At 70.0% G+C, this 18,705-nt stretch carries 18 protein-coding genes; 1 reads left to right on the top strand and 17 read right to left on the bottom strand.

Translation table 11 applies throughout. From position 1 onward, the window contains the following. Positions 1-4 precede the first annotated feature (4 nt). The 14 genes from ACFRKB_RS35180 to ACFRKB_RS35115 all read right to left on the bottom strand — a co-directional run bounded on the left by ACFRKB_RS35180 (position 5) and on the right by ACFRKB_RS35115 (position 14,070). The gene (locus ACFRKB_RS35180) at positions 5-3,649 is read right to left on the bottom strand and encodes a LysM peptidoglycan-binding domain-containing protein (protein ID WP_383110677.1); all 3,645 of its coding nucleotides are present in this window, start codon (positions 3,647-3,649) and stop codon (positions 5-7) included. A 6-nt stretch (positions 3,650-3,655) separates the two neighbouring features. Further along, positions 3,656-4,042, bottom strand: coding sequence for a pilus assembly protein TadG-related protein (locus ACFRKB_RS35175; RefSeq protein ID WP_383110676.1), 387 nt, complete (start codon positions 4,040-4,042; stop codon positions 3,656-3,658). Positions 4,043-4,113: 71 nt separating this feature from the next. Continuing rightward, entirely contained in the window at positions 4,114-4,572 is a 459-nt protein-coding gene (locus ACFRKB_RS35170) for a TadE/TadG family type IV pilus assembly protein (protein ID WP_383110675.1), read from the bottom strand. Next, a complete protein-coding gene (locus tag ACFRKB_RS35165) occupies positions 4,569-4,916 on the bottom strand; it encodes a TadE/TadG family type IV pilus assembly protein (RefSeq protein WP_383110674.1) in 348 nt (115 codons plus the stop codon). Before ACFRKB_RS35165 ends, ACFRKB_RS35170 begins: the two co-directional genes overlap by 4 nt. Before the next feature lie 119 nt (positions 4,917-5,035). After that, positions 5,036-5,224 (bottom strand): hypothetical protein, encoded by a 189-nt coding sequence (locus tag ACFRKB_RS35160; protein WP_365977057.1) that lies wholly within the window; start codon positions 5,222-5,224, stop codon positions 5,036-5,038. A gap of 16 nt (positions 5,225-5,240) precedes the next feature. After that, complete coding sequence (locus ACFRKB_RS35155) at positions 5,241-6,149, bottom strand: type II secretion system F family protein (RefSeq protein WP_383110673.1); 909 nt, start codon at positions 6,147-6,149, stop codon at positions 5,241-5,243. Further along, positions 6,146-7,066, bottom strand: coding sequence for a type II secretion system F family protein (locus tag ACFRKB_RS35150; protein ID WP_383110672.1), 921 nt, complete (start codon positions 7,064-7,066; stop codon positions 6,146-6,148). Before ACFRKB_RS35150 ends, ACFRKB_RS35155 begins: the two co-directional genes overlap by 4 nt. Next, on the bottom strand, positions 7,063-8,628 hold the full coding sequence (locus ACFRKB_RS35145) for a CpaF family protein (RefSeq protein WP_383110671.1): 1,566 nt from the start codon (positions 8,626-8,628) through the stop codon (positions 7,063-7,065). The genes ACFRKB_RS35150 and ACFRKB_RS35145 overlap by 4 nt, the downstream gene beginning before the upstream one ends. After that, positions 8,621-9,490, bottom strand: coding sequence for a MinD/ParA family ATP-binding protein (locus ACFRKB_RS35140; RefSeq protein WP_383110670.1), 870 nt, complete (start codon positions 9,488-9,490; stop codon positions 8,621-8,623). The genes ACFRKB_RS35145 and ACFRKB_RS35140 overlap by 8 nt, the downstream gene beginning before the upstream one ends. A 1-nt stretch (position 9,491) precedes the next feature. Then, positions 9,492-10,181 carry an SAF domain-containing protein gene (locus ACFRKB_RS35135; RefSeq protein ID WP_383110669.1) on the bottom strand — a complete coding sequence of 230 codons (690 nt, stop codon included), beginning with the start codon at positions 10,179-10,181 and terminating at the stop codon, positions 9,492-9,494. A 35-nt stretch (positions 10,182-10,216) separates the two neighbouring features. After that, entirely contained in the window at positions 10,217-11,098 is an 882-nt protein-coding gene (locus tag ACFRKB_RS35130; protein WP_383110668.1) for an ATP/GTP-binding protein, read from the bottom strand. Further along, positions 11,092-11,610: a hypothetical protein gene (locus ACFRKB_RS35125; RefSeq protein ID WP_383110667.1), complete on the bottom strand. Its 519-nt coding sequence runs from the start codon at positions 11,608-11,610 to the stop codon at positions 11,092-11,094. The genes ACFRKB_RS35130 and ACFRKB_RS35125 overlap by 7 nt, the downstream gene beginning before the upstream one ends. Positions 11,611-12,487: 877 nt before the next feature. After that, positions 12,488-13,075 carry a GNAT family N-acetyltransferase gene (locus tag ACFRKB_RS35120; protein ID WP_383110666.1) on the bottom strand — a complete coding sequence of 196 codons (588 nt, stop codon included), beginning with the start codon at positions 13,073-13,075 and terminating at the stop codon, positions 12,488-12,490. Next, positions 13,072-14,070 carry a hypothetical protein gene (locus ACFRKB_RS35115; protein WP_383110665.1) on the bottom strand — a complete coding sequence of 333 codons (999 nt, stop codon included), beginning with the start codon at positions 14,068-14,070 and terminating at the stop codon, positions 13,072-13,074. The genes ACFRKB_RS35120 and ACFRKB_RS35115 overlap by 4 nt, the downstream gene beginning before the upstream one ends. A 565-nt stretch (positions 14,071-14,635) precedes the next feature. Between ACFRKB_RS35115 and ACFRKB_RS35110 the strand changes: the two genes are divergently transcribed. Continuing rightward, on the top strand, positions 14,636-15,025 hold the full coding sequence (locus ACFRKB_RS35110; protein WP_383110664.1) for a DUF6415 family natural product biosynthesis protein: 390 nt from the start codon (positions 14,636-14,638) through the stop codon (positions 15,023-15,025). Positions 15,026-15,164: 139 nt separating this feature from the next. Here the strand turns inward: ACFRKB_RS35110 and ACFRKB_RS35105 are convergent, their stop codons facing one another. The 3 genes from ACFRKB_RS35105 to ACFRKB_RS35095 all read right to left on the bottom strand — a co-directional run bounded on the left by ACFRKB_RS35105 (position 15,165) and on the right by ACFRKB_RS35095 (position 18,703). Then, positions 15,165-16,679 carry a hypothetical protein gene (locus ACFRKB_RS35105; RefSeq protein WP_383110663.1) on the bottom strand — a complete coding sequence of 505 codons (1,515 nt, stop codon included), beginning with the start codon at positions 16,677-16,679 and terminating at the stop codon, positions 15,165-15,167. A 666-nt stretch (positions 16,680-17,345) separates the two neighbouring features. Beyond that, positions 17,346-17,747, bottom strand: a complete 402-nt coding sequence (locus ACFRKB_RS35100) for a hypothetical protein (protein ID WP_383110662.1) — start codon at positions 17,745-17,747, stop codon at positions 17,346-17,348. Positions 17,748-17,761: 14 nt separating this feature from the next. Beyond that, positions 17,762-18,703, bottom strand: coding sequence for a replication-relaxation family protein (locus ACFRKB_RS35095; RefSeq protein ID WP_383110661.1), 942 nt, complete (start codon positions 18,701-18,703; stop codon positions 17,762-17,764). Positions 18,704-18,705: the final 2 nt, after the last annotated feature.

The raw sequence follows: 18,705 nt of genomic DNA, 5'->3' as shown, positions 1-18,705 counted from the left end.
TATCTCAGCGGGCGCGGGTGACCGGACGTGGCAGCAGGTTGCGCAGGAGTTCAGCGGTCTCGGCTTCCATGTCGGCGCCGCCGAGCAGCTGTTCGTTGATACGGGTCAGTCTTGCGGCTGCCTCGCGTAGGGCGTCGATGTTCCCAGCGGCGTGGTGGGCGTGGAAGATCTGGCGGTGCAGCAGTTCGCTTTCCTCCGCTGCGAGCAGGCCGCGCTTGGCCGCCCACAGTGCGCCGGGGATATCGCTGTCTTCCCTTCGGCGGGAGGACAGTTCGTACGCGACGTCCACGATGGCGGAGACCATTTCCTGGATGATGGGTTCGGCCCAGGCGTAGCGCTGGGGGGCGATTCCGGTGAAGGGGCGTCCGCGGACCAGGGCGAGCGCGCGGCGCAGGGCGAGGTCGCCGTCTTCGTCGTGGCGGGCCAGGCCGGTGCGGGCGAAGTGCTGGAAGCGGGTCCAGTCGCAGGTGACGGTGGTGCCGAGGCGGTACCGGCTGTCTCCGGTGTCCTGGACGCGCGGCAGATGGGCTGTGCCATCGGTGTCCTTGCCCAGCCAGGAGCGGGTGCGGGAGATGACCGCGTTACGCATGTCCTTGCCGACCAGGCGTCCGGGCCAGAGGGCGTCGTCGATGGCGTGGTGGTCGACGCCGGGGTTGAGGGCGAGGAACGTGACCAGCTCGATGCCGGCGCTGCGGCGGCTGGAGTCGATCCGGCCGCGTGCCCCTTCGATGCTGATGGGTCCGAGCAGCAGGACGGTTGGTCCGGCCTCCGCAACTGGTTCTGGCGGTTCGGTGTCGGCTGTGTCTGCTGCCGTGGGAGCCATCGGCTCGTCGGCTGTCGCGGGTGCCGGTGCGGGGATGGTGATGTGGGCGGCCGGCGCGGCAGGTGTCGTACAGGGGCTTGTCAGGGCGGGCGTGACATCCGCCGGCCCTGCGGCCGGGACGGTTCCGTCGGCCTTCGCCTCAGATCCGGATGTCTCGTCCTCGTCATCGGCGGCCAGGACCTCGGCGAGCGAGGGGCCAGTGGAGGGGTCGCCCTGCGGCCTGTCCTCGCCCTGGTCCTGTCGCTTGGTCAGGGCGGCCGACGGCCCCTGGCCGGTGCTGTCTTGGGCGCTCCCGGTTCCGGGCACCTGCCCGGCGTTCTCGGTGACGGTGTCCAGTTCGAGCTCGGCGTACTCGGCGGGCAGGCCGTCTTCGTCCGCTGGGTCCTCGGCCCTTCCTTCGGGTTCTTCTGTCTCGGCGCCGGTCGCGCTGTCCGCGGTGTCATCCGGGCGCAGCAGATCTTCCAGGCCGCGCTCGGCGTCGTCCTGGCCGTCCGTGTCGGCGCGGATCCAGTCGGGGGCCGGGACATCGGCGTCGCTGGCGGCCAGGGTGAGCAGTTCGATGGCGTCGGCGAAGTGTGCGTCGCTCAGGCCCTGAAGTTTGACGGGCAGGCTGGAGCCGGGCAGGGCAATGGTGTGGTCCGGGCCCTGGCAGTCGAGGGTCCACGCCGCGGCCGGAAGCTCGGCGGGCGCGTCGGCGGTGATGACCGCGCCTGCCGCGCGAGGCTCATCGGTGAGCGTGCCGAAGAGCGTGGTGCGGTCGGCGCTGTCCGGCAGGGACGTCACGAGCAGGATGTGCGGGGTCCAGGCGCCGGCGGCGTCGTCCATGAGACGGGCGGCGCGCAGACTGTCCGCGCCGACAGCGGCCAGGGCGCGGCGCTGGTCGTCTGTGTGACTGGCCAGTTCGGCGGTGGCGTCGGCGATGTTGTCGATGCGGACGACGCGCTCGGGGGCTGCGGTATCGAGGCCGGGCGCGGTGTCGGCCAGTGCGGTGACTTCGAGGTGGCCAGGCAGGGGGGTGCTGGCCAGCTCGACCGCGATGGCCTGCAGGACATGCCGGGCGAAGTCCTCGTTGCCGGCCAGGTGCAGGATGCCCACGTGCTCCAGGTCGACCAGGACCAGGTGGCCTGCGCCGTCCCAGCCGATCGAGACCAGTGCCGGGTACGGGGCGTCGGCGTCCTTCAGCTGCTCTTCGTCGGCGAGGTCGGGGCTGGATGCGGCGCAGACCCACAGGTCCTGACGTCCGGCGGCCGCGCTGAACGGCTTCATGGGCGCCGTGTCCTGGTCCAGGTGGAGCTCGACTTTCGCTTCGTGCAGTACGACCGCCTCGATGACGGGCAGCTCACGGCCGGTCCCGGCGAGATTGAGCGCGAGCGAGCGCAGTGCGGTGCCCAGCAGATCGAATCCGGTGGGGTGCTGGGCGGCGCGCAGGCCCTGCTCCGTCGCGGCTGCGCGGCCCTGTGGCATGGGGATGCGCCGACCGGGGCGGCGGCGACGCTGCTGCAGGATGCGGCGGGTGGCCAGGGTGCCGACCAGGGCGGCGGCCAGGGCGCCGGCGCCGGTCCATACAGTCGCCGGGGCAAGGGCCGTCTCGCCGTCGCCATTCGACTGTGCGGCGGGCGCCTGGGCGTGGCCGGTGTCTGGGGCGGTCGGGGTGCGTGCGGTGGTGCTCGGGGCCGGTGAGAGATCTTCCGTCCGGGACGGTGCAGGAGTGGCGGCGGGCGGAGCAGCCTGCTTCTCCTCGGATCCCTGATTGGTTTCCTTGTCCGGGGCGGGTGCCACGTCGGCTTCGCGGTCGGGGGCCCGGTCGGTGGTCGGCGGCGTCTGCTGCTGATCGCCGGCTGGAGGAAGGTCCAATTGCTGGCCGGGGAAGATGAGGTTCGGGTTGGTGAACTTTCCGCCGCCCGGGGTCGGTTCGCCCTTGTTGGCTTCGAAGATGGCGGGCCAGTCTTCCGGGTTGCCGTGGTCGTCGGCGATCGACCAGAGGCTGTCTCCCTCGCGGACGGTGACGTTCTCGGGGCGGACCGTCTTGGCGTCGCTGGCGGAGTTGCCGTCGTCCGCCTCGCTCTGCTGCGTGCCGTCCTGTCTTGTCTGGCTCGGCTGCTGCTCGGCAGTTTTGTCCGCGGCTGGGCTCGTGCTCGCTGCGGGCGCCGTGCTGGCGGCGGGTGCGACGGGCCGGGCGTCGGCCGGCAGCTTGACGACGGCGCCCTTGGGAAGGAACTGGTCGCCTGCGGCGAGCTGCGGGATGTCCGGGTTGAGAGCGGCGATGTCCTTCCACCGCTTTCCGTCACCCAGGTATTCCTCCGCCAGGTCCCAGGGGAGCTCGGTGGTAGAGGCAACGGTGTGCTCGGGCCAGTCACTCTCCTCCACAACCTGAGTGCCGCTTGGGGTCGCGTCGTTGTCGGCTTCGCCCACGGTGTGTACGGCGGTCGCGGCGATCGCGGGCCCGGTCGTGGCCGCGGATGCCGCGGTGGGGGCGAGCAGCACGATCCCGCCGATGAGGAACGAGGCGAGGGACTGCAGGCTGCTCATGCCCCTGATCTGGGGTGCGGAGCGGCGCTGCAGGACGGCGACGGTCTCCACGAGGACGGAGAACGTGAAGGCCGCCCACCCCGCCCAGCCGATGCAGGTCAGGGCGACCAGGAACAGTGATCCGTCGTCCTGTTCCATCAGCAGTCCGACGCCGCCGGACAGTTCCGTCGGCTGATGGCCCACCGTCAGGAGCAGGTAGGGGACTCCGCCGACCAGGGCGACCAGCAGTGCCAGGCCGAGCAGGGCTCTGAGCAGGGTGCCGGCGGCGCGCAGCGGGGCGGGGGTGCGGTGGGCCATCGCGGCTCAGCCTCCAGCTTGGGTCTGCAGTTGGGCTTTCGCGGTGCCGGTCACGTTGATCGTGCCTTTGCCGATGAATTGGGCGAAGGCGGTGATGTAGGTGTCGTGAACGGTGACGGTGAGGCTCTGCCCGCCGTCGGTGATCTGTACGTCGCCCTGGACGTCAGCGGCGGCGAGGTAGTCCTGGGCTGCTCCGACGGCGGCGTCCGGGTCGATCGTGATGGCCGTGCCCTCGATGGCCTGGGCGGGGTCCAGTTGCTGGCCGGCGGTGCGGGCGGCTTCCTGGGCGAGGGAGGTGGCCCGGTTGCCGGCGTTCAGGGCGCCGCCGCCGTCGACGAGCAGGCCCATCACCATCAGGATCGCGAGTGTCGACAGGGCGAAGAACAGGGACATGGAACCGCGGTCGCGGTAGCGCGCGGACAGTGCCGCGGGCCACCGCGAGATGGGTAGGCGGGTTCGGGTTTTCACTGGCGTCCCCGGTAGGTGTCGATGGGGCTGGTCCAGGACGCGGTGAGTGTCTTGGAACCGGGCAGGCCCGGCAGGCCGATATCGGAGAGATCCGCTGTGCACGCGATCGTCGCGGTCACGTTGGCCTCCACTCCGATATCGAGGGCGTAGCCGGCTGTGTCGACCACCACGCTGGAGGTCTGGCAGGTGATGCCCTCGCCCTGCAGGCTGCGTGTTGCCGCCGCCTGGGCTTCGGCCTGGGCGCTTGGGGCGTCGCGCTCCAGCGAGGCGGCGCGGGCCGCCGCGCGCGCTGCGGAATCCACGGCGCCGTCAGCGTCCAGCACTCGTCCGAAGGCGATCATCAGCAGGAGCAGGGCGATCATCACCGGTGCGAGGACGGCCGTCTCCACCGAGTAGGAGCCCCGGTCGCGGCGTGGCCCCCGCGCCAGCCGCCGGTCGTAGATTCGGATTCTCATGGTGCCGTCGTCCAGCGCTCGACGGGTGCCTCGGCGTGTTGGACGACGTCAAGCGTCAGGCCGGGGACCAGAGTGGCGACGCTGCCGCGCACGGTGATGCGGATTTCCTCTGCGCCACTGCCGGCTGAGGACACGCTCGCGCCCTGGACGCTGCCGCCGAAGCGGTTCAGGAACGTCTGCGCCTGGGCGACGCCGTCGCCGGCGCTGGCGCCGAACTGGCGCCCGGCTTCCACGCCCTGGCGGGCGGCGGACTGGGCGACCTTGCGCGCGTGGTAGTAGAGGCCGACCTGGATGACGGTGAAGATCAGCGCGAGGACGACGACGGCCAGGACCGCGAACTCCACGCTCCCGAACCCGCCATCACCCCGCATCCGACGGCGTCGGACGGCGTCTCGCAGGCCGCTGAGCATCCGTGATCGCACGCTGTTGTCCTCCCCTCTCGTGGTCGTAGGCGGCGGGTCGGTCAGCCGCCGTTGATGATGCCGATCTTCTCCGCGAGCTTGGTGCGGATCGCCAGCACCAGCAGGCCTGCGCCGACCAGCAGGGCCCCGGCGATCAGGGCCAGTTCGGTGGAGGTCTGCCCGGCCTCCTTGCCGGCCTTCAGCGCTTCGTACCGGCCGCGGACCCACATGGTCAGGATCTGGATGTCCATGGGTGTCGGTGCTCCTTCAGCTTCCGAGAATGGTGATCGTGATGGGGATCATCACGAAGACGAGCATGAGAATGACGCCGAAAGTGACCGGCAGGATCATCGCCGCGCTCGCCGCATTGGCTTGGGCCTTCGCGTCCGTCAGCAGCGCGATGCGCAGCTGACGGGCCTGGGCCTGGAGGGTGGTGTAGACGGCCGCGCCGTCGCCGGCAAGAGCGAGGGTGTCGGCCGGGCGGGTCAGCTCGGGAATGTCGAGCTCGTCACCGAGCTGCTTGAGCGCGTCCCAGACGGTGACGCCGGAGAGGTCAGCCTGGTGGAAGACCTGCCGCATGCGGACGAAGATGAAGCCGTCGCCGACTTCCGCGGTCTGGGTCAGGGCCTGCGCCGCACCCGAGTTGGCGATGCGGGCCAGGGCGACGCGTTCCAGGTACGAGGCGGCGGCGTGCCGGACGATCAGCCGGGCCGCGGCCGCTTCCCGGGCGACTTCCTTGCCGGGCCACAGCCAGAACAGGGCGGCGAGGGCGAGGGAGAACAGGACGGGTACCGCGTACGGGAAGGGTGCGCCGGCCATCGCGAGCAGGGCCTGGAGCAGCTGCGGCAGCAGCAGTCCGTACAGGGCGAACAGGAATCTCTTGCCGAGGTGGGCGGCCGGGCTGATGCCCAGCAGGTTCAGGTCTTCGGCCGGGAGGGTGAGGCGTCCGCCGAGCTCGCCGAGGAGGCGGGTGCCGACGCGGTCTTGCAGGGATCCGGTAGTCGTGTGTGCGGCTGGGGCCAGCAGAGGGTTGCTGGTGGGGCCGTTGGTCTTGCTCACGTCCAGGCGGTCCAGGGCGGAGGCGAGGTCGCGGCGGGCGGGCATGGCCGCGCGGACGGCCAGGCCGATCAGGGCGCCGGCGGCGGCCGCGGGCAGCACGGCCTCCAAGGGGATCATCGGGCGCCTCCCGTGGCGGTGGTGAGCTGCGCGGCCGGCAGCGGGTCGATGAGCCGCGGGTCGGGCGCGGTGCGGGCGATGCGGCGCAGCCAGGACAGGGTCCAGGCGAAGGCGCCGCCAAGAACGGCGAGGACGATCTGCCCGAGCGGGGACTGGTACCAGCCGGACCAGGCGTCGTTGAGCATGCAGCCGACCACGACGACGCAGATGACGATGGACACCATCCGGGAGGACTTGCGGACCTTGGCACGGTCGGCCTCGATGTCCCGTGCGTCGGCGGCCTGCTGGTGGATCGTGACCGCCATCGCCTCCAGGGCGTCGGAGAGGCCCGGTCCCTTGTAGACGGCGTGGCTCTGGAAGAGCAGGACGACATGGTCGCTGACGCCGTCGGCGAGTTCGTCGGCGAACAGGGCGAAGGCGACTGGTGCTTCCATGCCGGACCGCAGCCGGTCGGCCAGCGCCCGCACGTTCGGCGCGATCGGTCCGGGCGCGGCCTTGGCGGAGGCGCGGATGGTCTGGGGCAGGCTGATGCCGGCCTGGTGAACGCCGGCCAGGTGGTTGAGCCACTGCCCGAGCGCTTCCAGCCGCTCGATCCGCTGGGTCGCGGCGGTACCGGGATTGAGGACGTAGGGCAGGCCGAGGACGGCGGCGCCCGCGAGGAGACCGTGGACCGGCCAGCCGGTCCAGGCCCACACCACGAGCGCGACGATCCCCGCGGTGGTGAGCAGGTGGCGCCAGCGGCGCTGCCACTTCTCCGGCAGCTCCGTCCTGACACGCTGGATCCGGCCGGTCATACGGGACTTCGGTTTGCCGGGGTCGGGGACGCGGCCGCGGAGTTCACGGACGGCGGCGAGAACCGCCAGCAGGGTGAGCACGGCGCAGCAGGCCGCCACGAGGGAGAGCTGGGAAGTGGTCATCGCGTCCTCACCGTCTGCAGCGGGCCGAGCCACGCGCCGTACGGGTTCTCGGTCAGCCACTGCCGGTCGAAGAGGCCGGTGAGCTCCAGTTCGTCGATGAACGTCGGCATGATCTTGTAGACGGCGCGGAGTTCGCCGCCTTGTGGTGCGAACAGTTCAGTGGTGACCGGGCGGCCTCCTTCGCCGACAACGTCGTGGACCTCGTAGACGGTGCTCACGAACCGGTGCTTGCGGCCGCCGATACCCGTCTCGTCCAGGTAGGTGAGGTAGACGATGACGTCGATGGAGGCGGCGATGAGGTGGTGAGAGGTCTCGGTGTTCATGCCGGCCTGGGTGCACAGCTGGACCAGGCGGCCGATGATGGCGTGCGGCCGGCGGACGTGGAGCGTGCACATCGAGCCGGACCCGCCGCCCGACATGGCGTCCAGCATCGGCAGGATCTCCTTGGACCGGACTTCGCCGACGATGACGCGGGTGCCGTTGTAGCGCAGTGCGGCGTCGGCGAAAATCTGGGCGATGGTGATCTCGCCGGCCTTGTCCCCGCCGCCGCGGACTTCGCCGTTGGACTGCCGCGCCTCGAACGCGAACGTCAGCGGTCCGGGCTTCGGTCCCGGCTCGTCCAGGTAGAGCTCGCGGTCCGATTCGATGGTGGTCAGGCGTTCATCAGGCGGGATTTCCCGGCCGAGCGCGCGCAGCAGACTGGTTTTTCCCGCGCCCATGCCACCAACCACCAGGATGTTCTTCTTGGCGCGGACGCACGCGGTCAGGAACCGTTCCAGGATCGGGTTGATGGAGCCCCACTGGACCAGCTCCGTCATCCCGTGCCGGCGGATGCGGTGCCGGCGGATCACGACGGACGGTCGCGTGGTGAGCAGCGAGGCGGTGACGCGGGAGCCGTCGGGCATGCGGAAGCCCACCATTGGGGTGGCCTGCGTCAGCGACCGTTCGCCGTGCCCGGACAGGCGCGCCATCCGGTTGACCCAGGTGATCAGCTCCTCGTGGCTGTCGGCGACCTTCTCGATCGTCTGCCGGGGCCGGTCGTGGTACTCGACATGGGCGCGCAGGCCGTCGACCATCACGTCCTCGACGCCTTCCTGGTCGAGCAGCGCCTGCAGGCGCCCGCCCCGGTACATCGAGTCGAAGACCGCGACGCCGATCGCGGTCTCCTGGTCGTCGGACAACGGGGGGTTGCCCTGGGCGTACTTCGCGGCCCAGTCGGCCACGGCGGTCCTGACGAGGGACTTGGCCAGGGCCCGGCGGTCGGCCTCTTCGAGGAGCTTGTCGGGGTCGTTGTCGCTGAGCTGCTTGGACACCACGGCCTGGAGGTCCTCGATGACGTCCCAGCCGACAGGGATCGCGCCAGGCAGGCCGGCCAGCCGCGGTGCCGACGACGGCCCGGCCGGCGCAGGCCCGCTTCCCGCTGGTACGGGCTGGGCGGGGCCGGGCGAGGGTTCAGCCGGCGGGCGGCGCTGGCCGAGCTTTCCGGCGAGGAGGCCGGCGATATCGTCGCGGCCCATCGGCGCGGGGCCACCCGGACCGGGGCGCTGGTGGATGTCAGCCACGCGGTCCTCCCCTCTCCGTCAGCCGCTGCAAGATCCCCGCCAGCTGCGCGTTGGCCGGCCGGGGCGGGTACTGCTGGTGAATGTGACGCCGGGACGTGGCGGCTTCGAGCTGCTCGGTGGCCGTGCGGGCGTGGCGCAGCAGGGGGCTGCGCGCGTAGCCGCGAGGCGGGCGCCCGCCGTTGGTGAAGTAGCCGGCGGTGTCCGGGTCCCATGGCAGGGCGGCCATCACGGGGGCTTTGAGTGCGTCGGTGACCTGGTGGGCCCGGTACGGGCCCTCCTCGATGAGCAGCAGGCCCAGCGCGTCCGGTCCGGAACCGCGCTCGGCCAGCTCGGTACGCAGCGGATCGATGAGGTGGCGGGCCAGAGTGAGGGACTGCTCGGTGCCCCGGACGACCATCAGTGTCAGGTCGGCCCGGTGGAGAAGCGGCGCGGGGGTCAGGGTGGTGTGGAGGCGGCCGGATTCCAGGGCGAGGCGGCCGGTGTCGATGAAGACGTCGTATCCGGCCTCGGTGGCCATCACGTGCATGACCTCGGACAAGGCAGGCCAGGTCCGGCCCAGTGCGGCGGCCTGGGCCGGGTCGGTCAGACCGGGCAGCAGTTTGCGGTGGCCGGCCTCGTCCATGCCCCACAAATGACTGGCGAAGGCGTTGGCGAGCGCTTCCGTCCCGGTCCGTTCGGCCGCAGCGAGGTGGTAGAGGCCGAAGCCCGCGCTGACCTGCCCCTGCAGGAAGCCGGCACGTACGGTGCCACCGGCCGGGTCGCATTCGGCGAGCAGAGAGGGGCGTTTCGAAGCGAGAGTGAGAGCGAGCGCGGCAGTGGTCACGCCGGACGATTTCGCCGAGACGAGCGCGGTGACCGGCATGTCAGCTACTCCGCGGTTCACGGACGATCGCGATGCGCCCCAGGGCGGCGCGGGTGGCCAGCAGCGGACCGTCCGTATCGGCGACAGCGAGGTTGACCACGACATTGCCCGAGGCATCGGGACGGGAGACGGTCACCACGACCGCGTTGAGGGTCGACGGCGGCGCCTCGGCGTCCTCGCTGGTCTGCTGCTCGCCCTGGGCGGGTGTGGTGACGGCGAGGACCTTGTCGCCGGGGGCGAGGGTGCCGGCCGGGGCCTGGCCGCGCTTGACCTGGACACCCACCTGCTGCTTGTCATCGCCCAGTCCGCTGCCCGCGGCAAGCTGGGAGGCGGTGAGGAGACCTCCCTGACGCAGATCGACGGACGGCCGCTTCCCCACGACCGACGCCTTGTCGGCGGCGGGTACGGGAGTCAGCGCGCCGTCGGCGCTCACCTCGGCCACGGTCAGATCGGCGTCGGTCAGGGCCTGGCCGGCGGGGACGTCGCGGGCGACGGCGAGGACCCGGGTGCGGTCGCTGGCGGAGGTGACCGCCGCGGCCGCGCCGAGGCCGGCGAGGACGGCCAGGACGATACACAGCGCAGCCACGGACCAGCGGCGCTCCCGCTTGACGGGTGCCGTGGTGGTGATCGGGATGTCGGGGCGTGCCGGGGCGGCCGGACGCGGCACCGGCGGCGCGGCGGGGGATTCCATGCGGGGACTGCCTCTCACGTTCTGCGTGCTGGGGGCTAGTTGTTGAGGACCTGGACCTCGGCGACGGTGATGTCCACGGCGCTGCCGCGGACCTCGGTGAGCTGGCCGTTGGCGCCTGCGCCGGCTACCTGCCAGTCGATGGCCCAGGTCGACGTCGCGGTGACGTGCCACTTCCCCGAAGGGCTTGTCGACGAGGGGGCGGTGTAGCGGTGACCGCAGTCCGGGGACGGCTTCTTGCCGTACTCGGCCTTGTAGGGGGTGCCGGCGGTGGTGCAGGTGACCGTCTTCCCGTCGCCCATCGTCCACACGATCCTGCTGACCTTCGCCGTGGCGGTGACGGTGACGCCGCCGGCGGATGCGCTGGCCACGTTGGGGCCGTAGGTCTCGGCACCCGTCTCGGTCCACATGTAGACCGGCATCCCGACAACGCCTTTGCCGCCGGGCTTCGGGGTGATCCCGATCTCCGGGCCGCGCAGCAGCATCTTGTCCACGGCTTGCTGCGCCAGCACCGCCGGGTCAACGGCTACGGCCGCGGGCGGGTCGGCAGCCCAGACCATCGTGGTGACGGTGAACTGGTCGTTGCCGTCGAACGTGCACTTCTTTTCATAGACGGCGCCGTCGCCCGCCTCGTGCCCCTCCCAGTCCAGGCTTCCCGCCGGCGGTTGCGGATCGGCCAGCTTGTAGGTGCAGGTCTTGTAGCTGGGACCCTTACCGCTGCTGTTGCCGGTCTGCTCCGTTCCGCCTGATCCCGGCTTGCTGGCTCCGGGCTTGCCGGGAGCTTCGGCCTCGACACAGGTGAAGAGGTCGCACTGGCCGACTCCGGTCCCCGGTGGGGGTTTCTCGGCGCGCGCCTGGCCCGGCAGCATCAGCGCGGCCGCGGCAAGGGCCGTGACCGCGAAGCGTCTGCGGGTCAGCATGGCTTGCCCTGGGGATCGTCCCGGATGACCCGCCAGCCGTCCGGGTAGCGCTCGACGGTGCTGACGATGAGGTACTTCGTCAGCCGGGAGGCCGGCAGCTCCACCGGCTTCCCGGTGTCGGCGTGCGTCACCTTCCAGCGGGAGATGTCCAGACAGCTGGAAATCGTGGCATTGGGGATCTCACGGTCGATGTTGAGGCTCGTCACGGTCGGATTCACCACCGTGACCTCACCGTTGTAGATCCGCTTCCCGTCGTGTGCACGCTTGGCGTCAGCCTCGGCATTCTTGAGGGCTGCCGAGGCGGCGTACTTCGGGAGATCGACGTTCTTGCCGTTGGGGTCGGCGTAGAGCTTCTCCATCTCCTGCCAGTAGGCACGGTAGACGGCGACGGCGTCCTTCTTGGCCGTCTCTGTGGGATCTGCCGCCTTCGAGGACTGGGGCGCGGAAGGAGAAGTGGTCGCGCTCGGCGAGTTGTCTGTCGAATCGTCAGAACTGCAGCCGGACAGGGTCATGAGAGCGCACAGAGCGGTAAGCGGAGCGCTGTAACGCCTGCCATTCCGTCCGCGAAATAGTGTCCGGCTTGGTCGTGCCGACGGTGCCACTGCGCCTCCTCGTGTGTCGTTCAACGGGCGCCGTCGACCTGCGGTGTACTGCGCATGGTGATGACCCCGTTACGGCCTCAACCGCCGTATGGCTGGTCTCTTCCCATACGGTACGCAAAGAATCTCCAACAGCCCAGCCCGATTCAGCACTTCAGGCCCATTGAACCGGTCCTAAACCATCACAATCCCGCACCACGGGCTCCGCAGAAAGTTTTCAGCCAGCACCGTCCCGCCCAGAGGGACCTCTTGGACGACGTGAATTCGCAGGCTCATTGAAATATCAACTCATCGGCATTCCGGCGCGGTCATCCGCAACTCGGGCAACAGCGGACTTCCATCCGGCCTGGCAGAAAACGGGGCAACCGGATATGGCGTACCGGCAACGCACCCGGTCAGAGAAGCTCGCGCACAGGCACAGAGAGGCCACGACTGCGGGCCGAGCGCTTTCGCCGTTTCAGGGCCGGTCCGTCGGGAGGGACCCGCCCGGCCGAGGTGGGATTGCGTCAGTTGCTCATCGACATTGGGGGCACATGCCAATAGTTCGGTCGGGTCCGACATCAGACCGCGATACGTACGGAGCTCCCTGAGCGGCCGGTACCTGGCCAGCCGGCGCCCTCACAGGGCTCAGCTCCAGCCGCGCGGATCTTTAGTCCAGCGCCAGGTTCTTCAGATCCGGCTGATCCGGATGCTGGGCCGAGGACCATCTGCACTGCATTCTCTGCGCGGTCCTACTCGCGCCCCCTGGAACAGGGGGCGTCGGGCGCACAGCAGGGCGGAGATGTGCGGGTCACCCGCGCGCAGCAGGAGGTTCGGCATCGACTTCGAGGAGCAGCAGGTCGAACTCGGGCCCGTCGGGGGCGTTGCGGTATGGGCCTGCGTACGTGTATCCGAGCCGGTTGTACATCTGTCGGCCGCGGGGGTTGTCGGGGCGGACCAGCAGGCTGGACCACTGCGGGGCGATGGCCTGGAGCAGGGCGGAGTGGAGGCGGGAGCCGATGCCCTGGGACTGCAGAGTCGGCAGCACGGCGAGTTCGCACAGTCCCATGAGGCGTCCCCCCGTACGGGCGTGTTCGGGGATCTCGGGGAGCAGGTCGGGGCCGAACCAGTACTCGGGCGTGCATGGGAAGGCGTAGCCGAAGCCCACCATGTTGCCGGTCGCGTACGCGGCGACCAGTGTGAAGCCCTCGTGGCGGCAATGGCTGGTGATCTGGCGGCGCAGCGCGCTGGCTGAGAGTCCGTCCGTACTCGCACCGGGAGTGTCGACGAGTTCGGGGTGGGCGTCGGACCAGATGTCCGCGAGGGTGTCGATCATCGGCGGGATCTGTCCGGGGCCGTAGGTGCGGATCACGACGTCTGCGCGGGTACTGGGGGTCACGCGCGTCCTCCTCCGGTGGCGGTTCGGTACTCCTCGATCCAGTCGGCGACCGCGGGGACACGGGAGTGCCGCTGGAGCGCGCCGGCGACGTCGTGCAGCGATTGCAGCAGCCGGTCGGAGCGCACCTCGGGGAGGTAGGCCAGGACACGGCCCGCGGCTTCGGCGGCTGCCTCCGGCTCGGGACGGTCCCTGACGGCATGTTGGATGGCGATGTCGGCGGTGTACAGGGCCTTGTTCCGTACGAAGGTGTCGCCGTGGAGCAGGACAGCCTGCTCCGCGCCGCTGGCCGCTCGCTCGTGCTGGCCGAGGTCGTTGCGTGCGAGCGCTTCGAGGCCCGACAGTTCCCCCGGGTGGAAGAAGTCGAGCCAGTCCGGATCGTTGCCGGAGGGCCCTTTGGCGTAGAGCGTGTGGGCGCGGACGATGGCCTGGTCGGTCGCTGACCGGTCGCCCATCAGTGCCCAGCCGCGAGCTTCCCTCATGTGGAACAGGGCCAGGAGCCGGGAAGATCCGAGGTTGCGGGCGACGGTCTGTGCGCCCTGGGCGGCGGAGATGGCCTCGCGCGGGCGGCCGGCTGCCTTGGCGAGCAGGGACAGACATCCGAACGCATGGGCCTCCAGCTCCGGGTCGTCGGCGATCCGTGCGGCGGCGAGGGCCTCGCCGTAGAGGGAGTGGGCATCTCCTGCCCGGCCGGAGTCAAAGCTGAGCCATCCGGCGGCGATCGACAGAGCCCCGGTCGCGGAACGGAGTCGTCTGCCCATCAACTCCGTGTAAGAGCCGCTCTGCAGCCACTGGTACGCGGTGCTCAGGGCTTCGCCGGCGGCATGACGCAGCGGTCCGGACCCGTGGTCGTGATCTGTGGCGTAGAGCTTGTGGACAGCCTGGAGGACGGAGCGCACCTCGGTCGCGCCGATCCGGGCCGGGACCCGCCGCGAAGAGCCGAGCGGCAGCGCGAGGACCACACCCGTGCCATCGAGGAGCAAAGCGCGACGCTTCACCTCGTCACTCTCCTGTTCCGGTCCGTACGATCCGGAGGCCGGCAGTACGGACGGTGCTGGTGCTGTGAGGCGGAAGCCAAGCTGGGCTGGGCTTCGTCCGGTCATCCTGGTGAGGATCCGCCGGTACACGGCGCGAGGACAGGCGACCTCTCCGTCCTCCCACGCGGCGACCAGCCGTGCCGTGCACCCGACAGTCTCATTCATCTCGGCGCCCGCGCCGATGACTGCCTTGGCGAACTCTTGGCGGGACATCTGTAACTCGTCGACCCGCACGGCACGCAGTTGGGCATTGGGTCTGTTGCGGCGGTCTGTCATACCGGGCTCCGGGCGTCCACGGGCGAGAGGTGCGGTGACCGTACCGCTCCCACTCCTCCTCGTGCCCGGGACAGCCCTCCCCGTCACCCCAATGTGCCGTTCTTACATCGGACTTGCATCACCATGGCGTCGCATTCGCCGCACTCCAGCTGCTTGCGTTGAGTACTGACGTGATGACTCACCAGCTGTTCGTCATCGCCACCGACCCCACCGACGTCCCGGTGGGCCTGGAGCCGGAGGAATCGTGGTCATGAACCACACCGTGCTGTACGACCCGGAGGGCATCCTGGCGGAGACGCTGCCGCTCGACCGTGGCCCGCACCTGGCGCTCGCTGCGGCCGTGCTCGCCTGGGGCACGGCCCCGACTGGGCTGCGGGCGGCCGACTGCGCACAGATCAGTCTGGAGCTTACCGGACACGCGCGGTGCGTCGCCTCCGACGTGCGCCAGCGCTTCGAGGCGCTGCCGCAGGACAGCGAGCTGCGGCCGGTGACCGAAGCGGTTCTGCGGGAGTCGGTGCGCCGTCTGTCGGTACCGTCCCAGAGCACGGTCGCGCACGCGCGGAACCGGGCCCGGCTGGTGAAGGCGCTGTACCGGGCGCTCGATCAGCTCGACGCCGTGCGGCCGACCGTGGCCCCCTGAACCGCCCGTTGCCCTCCCCCGTGGGCACGGGCTCCCTGGGCCCCGGGGCGCGCAAAGAGCCAGGGCGGCTCGCGCACCCCGGGGCCTCCTTCACGTACGTCTGCCCGCGCGCGGCCCTGGGGCCGGTCGCAACCAGTGGTTACGACCGGCCCCACTGTGCAGCGTCTACAGACCCAGCGGCTTCGCGGAGTGTCCGGTGGCCGTCTTCCCAGTCGTCCAATTCGATGCGGAGCGCGGCGAACGCTCGTTGCGCCTTCAGTTGGTCGTTGAGATGGGCCAGCCAGCCTTGTTCATTGGCCGGGGCCCGTCGGCCGGTGGGCTCGGGCAGTCCGTAGGCGCGGGCCCGGTAGATGTCCTGCGGGCTGATGTCCGCTCCACGGGACTGGGCCGGGAGGGAGCGGGCGAAGTCATCTGCGTTTTCCCGCAGCAGGGGGCAGTCGAGTCGTGCCAGCTGTGGCTCGTGCTGCTGTTGCCTGCTCTGGGCGAGGTGTTGGCGTAGTGCGGGCTGGAGCAGGGCCGCGTAGCGCTGCCAGGCCGGGTCGCTGCGTTCGTGTCGTTGCCGGAGCATCTCGGCGTGCCGACGGTGGTCCTCGTCGACCTGGTTGTCCGCGCCGTCCGCGGCCGGCGGATGCGGCAGGATCAGCATGCCGGTGCGCTGTCGGCGGGCGAGTTCGTGCTGTACGAAGGCGGCCGGGTCGCGCAGGAAGCCGGGGACGCCCCAGGTGAGCAGTTCCGCGGCCAGGCTCTGCCAGGTCCAGCCGGTGGAGATCAGGGGACGAAGTGCGTAGGCGAGCCGGCGGGGGCATGCCCGGTGGAGCCACCAGACTTCGTACCGTAGCTGGTCGGCGACGGTGATGCCGGCGGCGCACTGGGCGGGCGTGACGCGCGGCTGGTTGCTGGTCGTGGGGGGTGAGTTTTTGCGGCACGTCGCGCGCTTGCGCGGAGTGTAGTTAATACCTCCCTCAACCTTCAGCCGACTGTGGTCCTTGGGGACCACAGAAGAAGGGGTGCACGAAGTGCGCCGCGGCGGGGACTTCTTGGATGCCTTCCGGCGGGCCTCGTTGACCGCCAGGTCCCGGCCGTGATCGGTGACGCCGATGAGGCGCGCCCGGTAGCCCTTGCCCTGGATGCGGCGTCCCAGTGCCTGGTCCCACACGGGGGGCGCGACCGCTGTGAAGATCGTGGCGGTGCCGGCATAGCCGTCGCCCGGCTGCCAGGTCTTGCGGTGTCGGGTGCGGAGCACGTTCGCTTTCGTCCCGTGCTCGACGTACGCGATCAGTCCGAGTTCACGCAGGTAGCGGGCGTGGTTGAGGACTGCCCGGCGGCGCAGGCCGAGCGCGTGGGCGGTCGCGGTGATGTTGAAGGGGAAGTGACCGTTCTTGCTGTCCTTCATGCGGGCGGCGAAGACGTCGGCGAGGCGCTTGGTGGTGCGGTTGGCCTTCGGGTGGAAACCGCCATCGATCATGAATCGTGCTGCGGACAGGAGGTCGTCGGTTCGGCGCAGCTGGCGCGATGCCGTGGCGTCCAGTTCGTGGTCGGCAGCGTCCTCGACCAGGGCAAAGGCGTGACACGAGACGTCCTGGAACGGTCGCGTCTCGGACACATCTGGGCATGCCGCCAGGTCGATATGGCGGTACGCCGAAACGTCGTGCATCATTACCTCCGTTCGCTTCGTGCTTCTGGTGCGAAGCAGCACGAAGCCCCGGTGACGGTGCTTCGGGTTCGTGGAGAACCGGTTATCTGTCCGGCCTACGGGTCGGACACTTCGCCTGACCAGGGATTTGGCCCTGGAGACGGCGGTGGCAGGTGGCCAGATGGCCCGATGGGGATCGGGTGGACTGGCCGGGGCAGCAGGTGCGGGGCCTTGGGGAAGGAACCGCCGAGGAGCTGCCCCTCGTTCGGTTACGTCATCCAGCTCCCCTCATGGGGGATCGTTGGGTGCCCGCATGCCGGTGGGCATGGGGAAGTCCAGCAGTGGCCCGGAGCTGACACGGATGCCGCCTGCTGGTGTCTGTTGTGTCCCGGAAGACAGTTGCGGGTACGCTGCATCGCAGCGAGACCTCGTTTTCTGAGACCTCGGTCTCGCTTTGTGCGAGACCTATTTCTGTGGAGCTTCCTCGCACCGGCTCGGCCCCAGTAGCGCTGGTCCAGGTTTCGCCGACCTGGAGCTACTCGGGGCCTTTGTCGTGTCCGAGGCTCCGTTTCCCGTGTCCGGCGGATTCGGGAGACGCAGCGACACCACCCTAGTGCTCCTGTCGTATCGGCTTGCACGGGTCTTGCTCTTCTTTCATCCGTGTCGTTCGGTGAGCGATGTCCTGGCTTAGCGACAACGAGTGCCAGGGAAGGCGGGTGACGGTATGTCACGAGGCATCACAGTGCTTCCGGTGGCGGCGGGCCGGGCTGTGTATCCCGTGGATGAGGGGGTGCGGCGGTCGACGAGCAGGTCGTCTATCGTGCCGTGGCCGCCGCTCTGGTGGTCCCAGGCCTGGAGCAGTTGTCCGAGGACGGAGCGGGCGGCCAGACGGAACTCGTCGGGGCAGTGCTCGCGTTCGGCGAGCCAGGTGATCTGGCGGGTGTGGGCGTGCATCGCGAGCATCTCGCTGACCAGGGGGGAAAACGGCAGCGGCATCGCGTCCAGCTCGGAGCAGGTGTGCCGTGTGCCGGCAGGCTGAGAGTGGGGCCGGGTGCGTACGCGGGAGCGGGAGAAGCAGCGCCAGAACATGTGGTCTCCTCGGTTCAGTTGGTCTGGGTGGTGGGGTGCAGCCACGCGTCAGTGGGCTCGGACGGGCCGGTGACTGGGGTGAAGATCGATGCGAACGGCCCCAGTTCACGGAGCTGGGCGAGGGTGGTGACGCCGGCCCGTACCCCGCTGCTGGTGAGCGCGGGGGTGCTGGCGGCGAGACTGCACAGGTCGGCGATGCGTCGGGCGAGCCGTGATTCGGAGGCGCCGGTGAGGACCAGGAGCAGCCTGGGGAAGGCCGGGTAGCGGTAGCGCCAGGCCGGGATGGCGGTGCGCCGGCCCGGCTTGGTTCCGCGGCCGGAGGGCGGCTGTGGTGCGAAGTCGTGGTATGCGGCGTATGCGTGGAGCTTCTGCGCGAGGCGCGCGATGGTCATCTGGGTGCGGTCGACCTCGATGAAGAAGGTGAGCAGGGTGCGTTGCCTGGCCTGCTTGTCGGTGTGGACGTAGTTGAGGACGGCGTCGGGGACGAGGCTGAGTTCTGCGCCGGGGCGGGAGTCGTCGCGGTAGAAGTGCGCGGTTTCGGGTGACCAGTCGAGCGGGCCGCATTCGTGGCCGAGTCGACGGGCCCAGTCGACGAACGCCAAGCCGGTCTCCACGGTGGCGAGGGTGTGCTCCTGGAGCGGGCCCAGGGCCGCTTCCGGAGTCATGCGGTAGGGACGCTGGGGCAGCAGTCCTACCGATTCGACGGCGGTGGCGCCTTTCTCGGTGAGCCACCACAGCAGCTCGGTCTGGCCCGAGATGCGGCGACCGACCGTCTCGGCCAGTCCTGTCTCCCGCAGGGTGTGGAGCTGGCGGCGCAGGTACTCGGCGCGGGTGTGGTGCGGAGTGATCAGCTGGTGGAGCAGCGTCGTTGAGACCAGACGATGCTGGTAGAGGACCTGGCTTGCCTGCTGGGCGATCTGTCCGAGGCCGGTGGGGCCGGCGTGCGGGTAGGGCATTG

The organism is Streptomyces scopuliridis, from assembly GCF_042790125.1.
Classification (GTDB): Bacteria; Actinomycetota; Actinomycetes; order Streptomycetales; family Streptomycetaceae; genus Streptomyces; species Streptomyces scopuliridis_A.
This window is presented reverse-complemented; position numbering and strand designations above follow the sequence as displayed.

What these genes read in the sequence shown, in the direction of transcription:
- ACFRKB_RS35180 (WP_383110677.1), bottom strand. Translation starts at nt 3,649, where the DNA reads ATGGCCCACCGCACCCCCGCCCCGCTGCGCGCCGCCGGCACCCTGCTC.
- ACFRKB_RS35175 (WP_383110676.1), bottom strand. Translation starts at nt 4,042, where the DNA reads ATGTCCCTGTTCTTCGCCCTGTCGACACTCGCGATCCTGATGGTGATG.
- ACFRKB_RS35170 (WP_383110675.1), bottom strand. Translation starts at nt 4,572, where the DNA reads ATGAGAATCCGAATCTACGACCGGCGGCTGGCGCGGGGGCCACGCCGC.
- ACFRKB_RS35160 (WP_365977057.1), bottom strand. Translation starts at nt 5,224, where the DNA reads ATGGACATCCAGATCCTGACCATGTGGGTCCGCGGCCGGTACGAAGCG.
- ACFRKB_RS35155 (WP_383110673.1), bottom strand. Translation starts at nt 6,149, where the DNA reads ATGATCCCCTTGGAGGCCGTGCTGCCCGCGGCCGCCGCCGGCGCCCTG.
- ACFRKB_RS35150 (WP_383110672.1), bottom strand. Translation starts at nt 7,066, where the DNA reads ATGACCACTTCCCAGCTCTCCCTCGTGGCGGCCTGCTGCGCCGTGCTC.
- ACFRKB_RS35140 (WP_383110670.1), bottom strand. Translation starts at nt 9,490, where the DNA reads ATGCCGGTCACCGCGCTCGTCTCGGCGAAATCGTCCGGCGTGACCACT.
- ACFRKB_RS35135 (WP_383110669.1), bottom strand. Translation starts at nt 10,181, where the DNA reads ATGGAATCCCCCGCCGCGCCGCCGGTGCCGCGTCCGGCCGCCCCGGCA.
- ACFRKB_RS35130 (WP_383110668.1), bottom strand. Translation starts at nt 11,098, where the DNA reads ATGCTGACCCGCAGACGCTTCGCGGTCACGGCCCTTGCCGCGGCCGCG.
- ACFRKB_RS35125 (WP_383110667.1), bottom strand. Translation starts at nt 11,610, where the DNA reads ATGACCCTGTCCGGCTGCAGTTCTGACGATTCGACAGACAACTCGCCG.
- ACFRKB_RS35110 (WP_383110664.1), top strand. Translation starts at nt 14,636, where the DNA reads ATGAACCACACCGTGCTGTACGACCCGGAGGGCATCCTGGCGGAGACG.
- ACFRKB_RS35105 (WP_383110663.1), bottom strand. Translation starts at nt 16,679, where the DNA reads ATGCACGACGTTTCGGCGTACCGCCATATCGACCTGGCGGCATGCCCA.
- ACFRKB_RS35100 (WP_383110662.1), bottom strand. Translation starts at nt 17,747, where the DNA reads ATGTTCTGGCGCTGCTTCTCCCGCTCCCGCGTACGCACCCGGCCCCAC.
- ACFRKB_RS35095 (WP_383110661.1), bottom strand. Translation starts at nt 18,703, where the DNA reads ATGCCCTACCCGCACGCCGGCCCCACCGGCCTCGGACAGATCGCCCAG.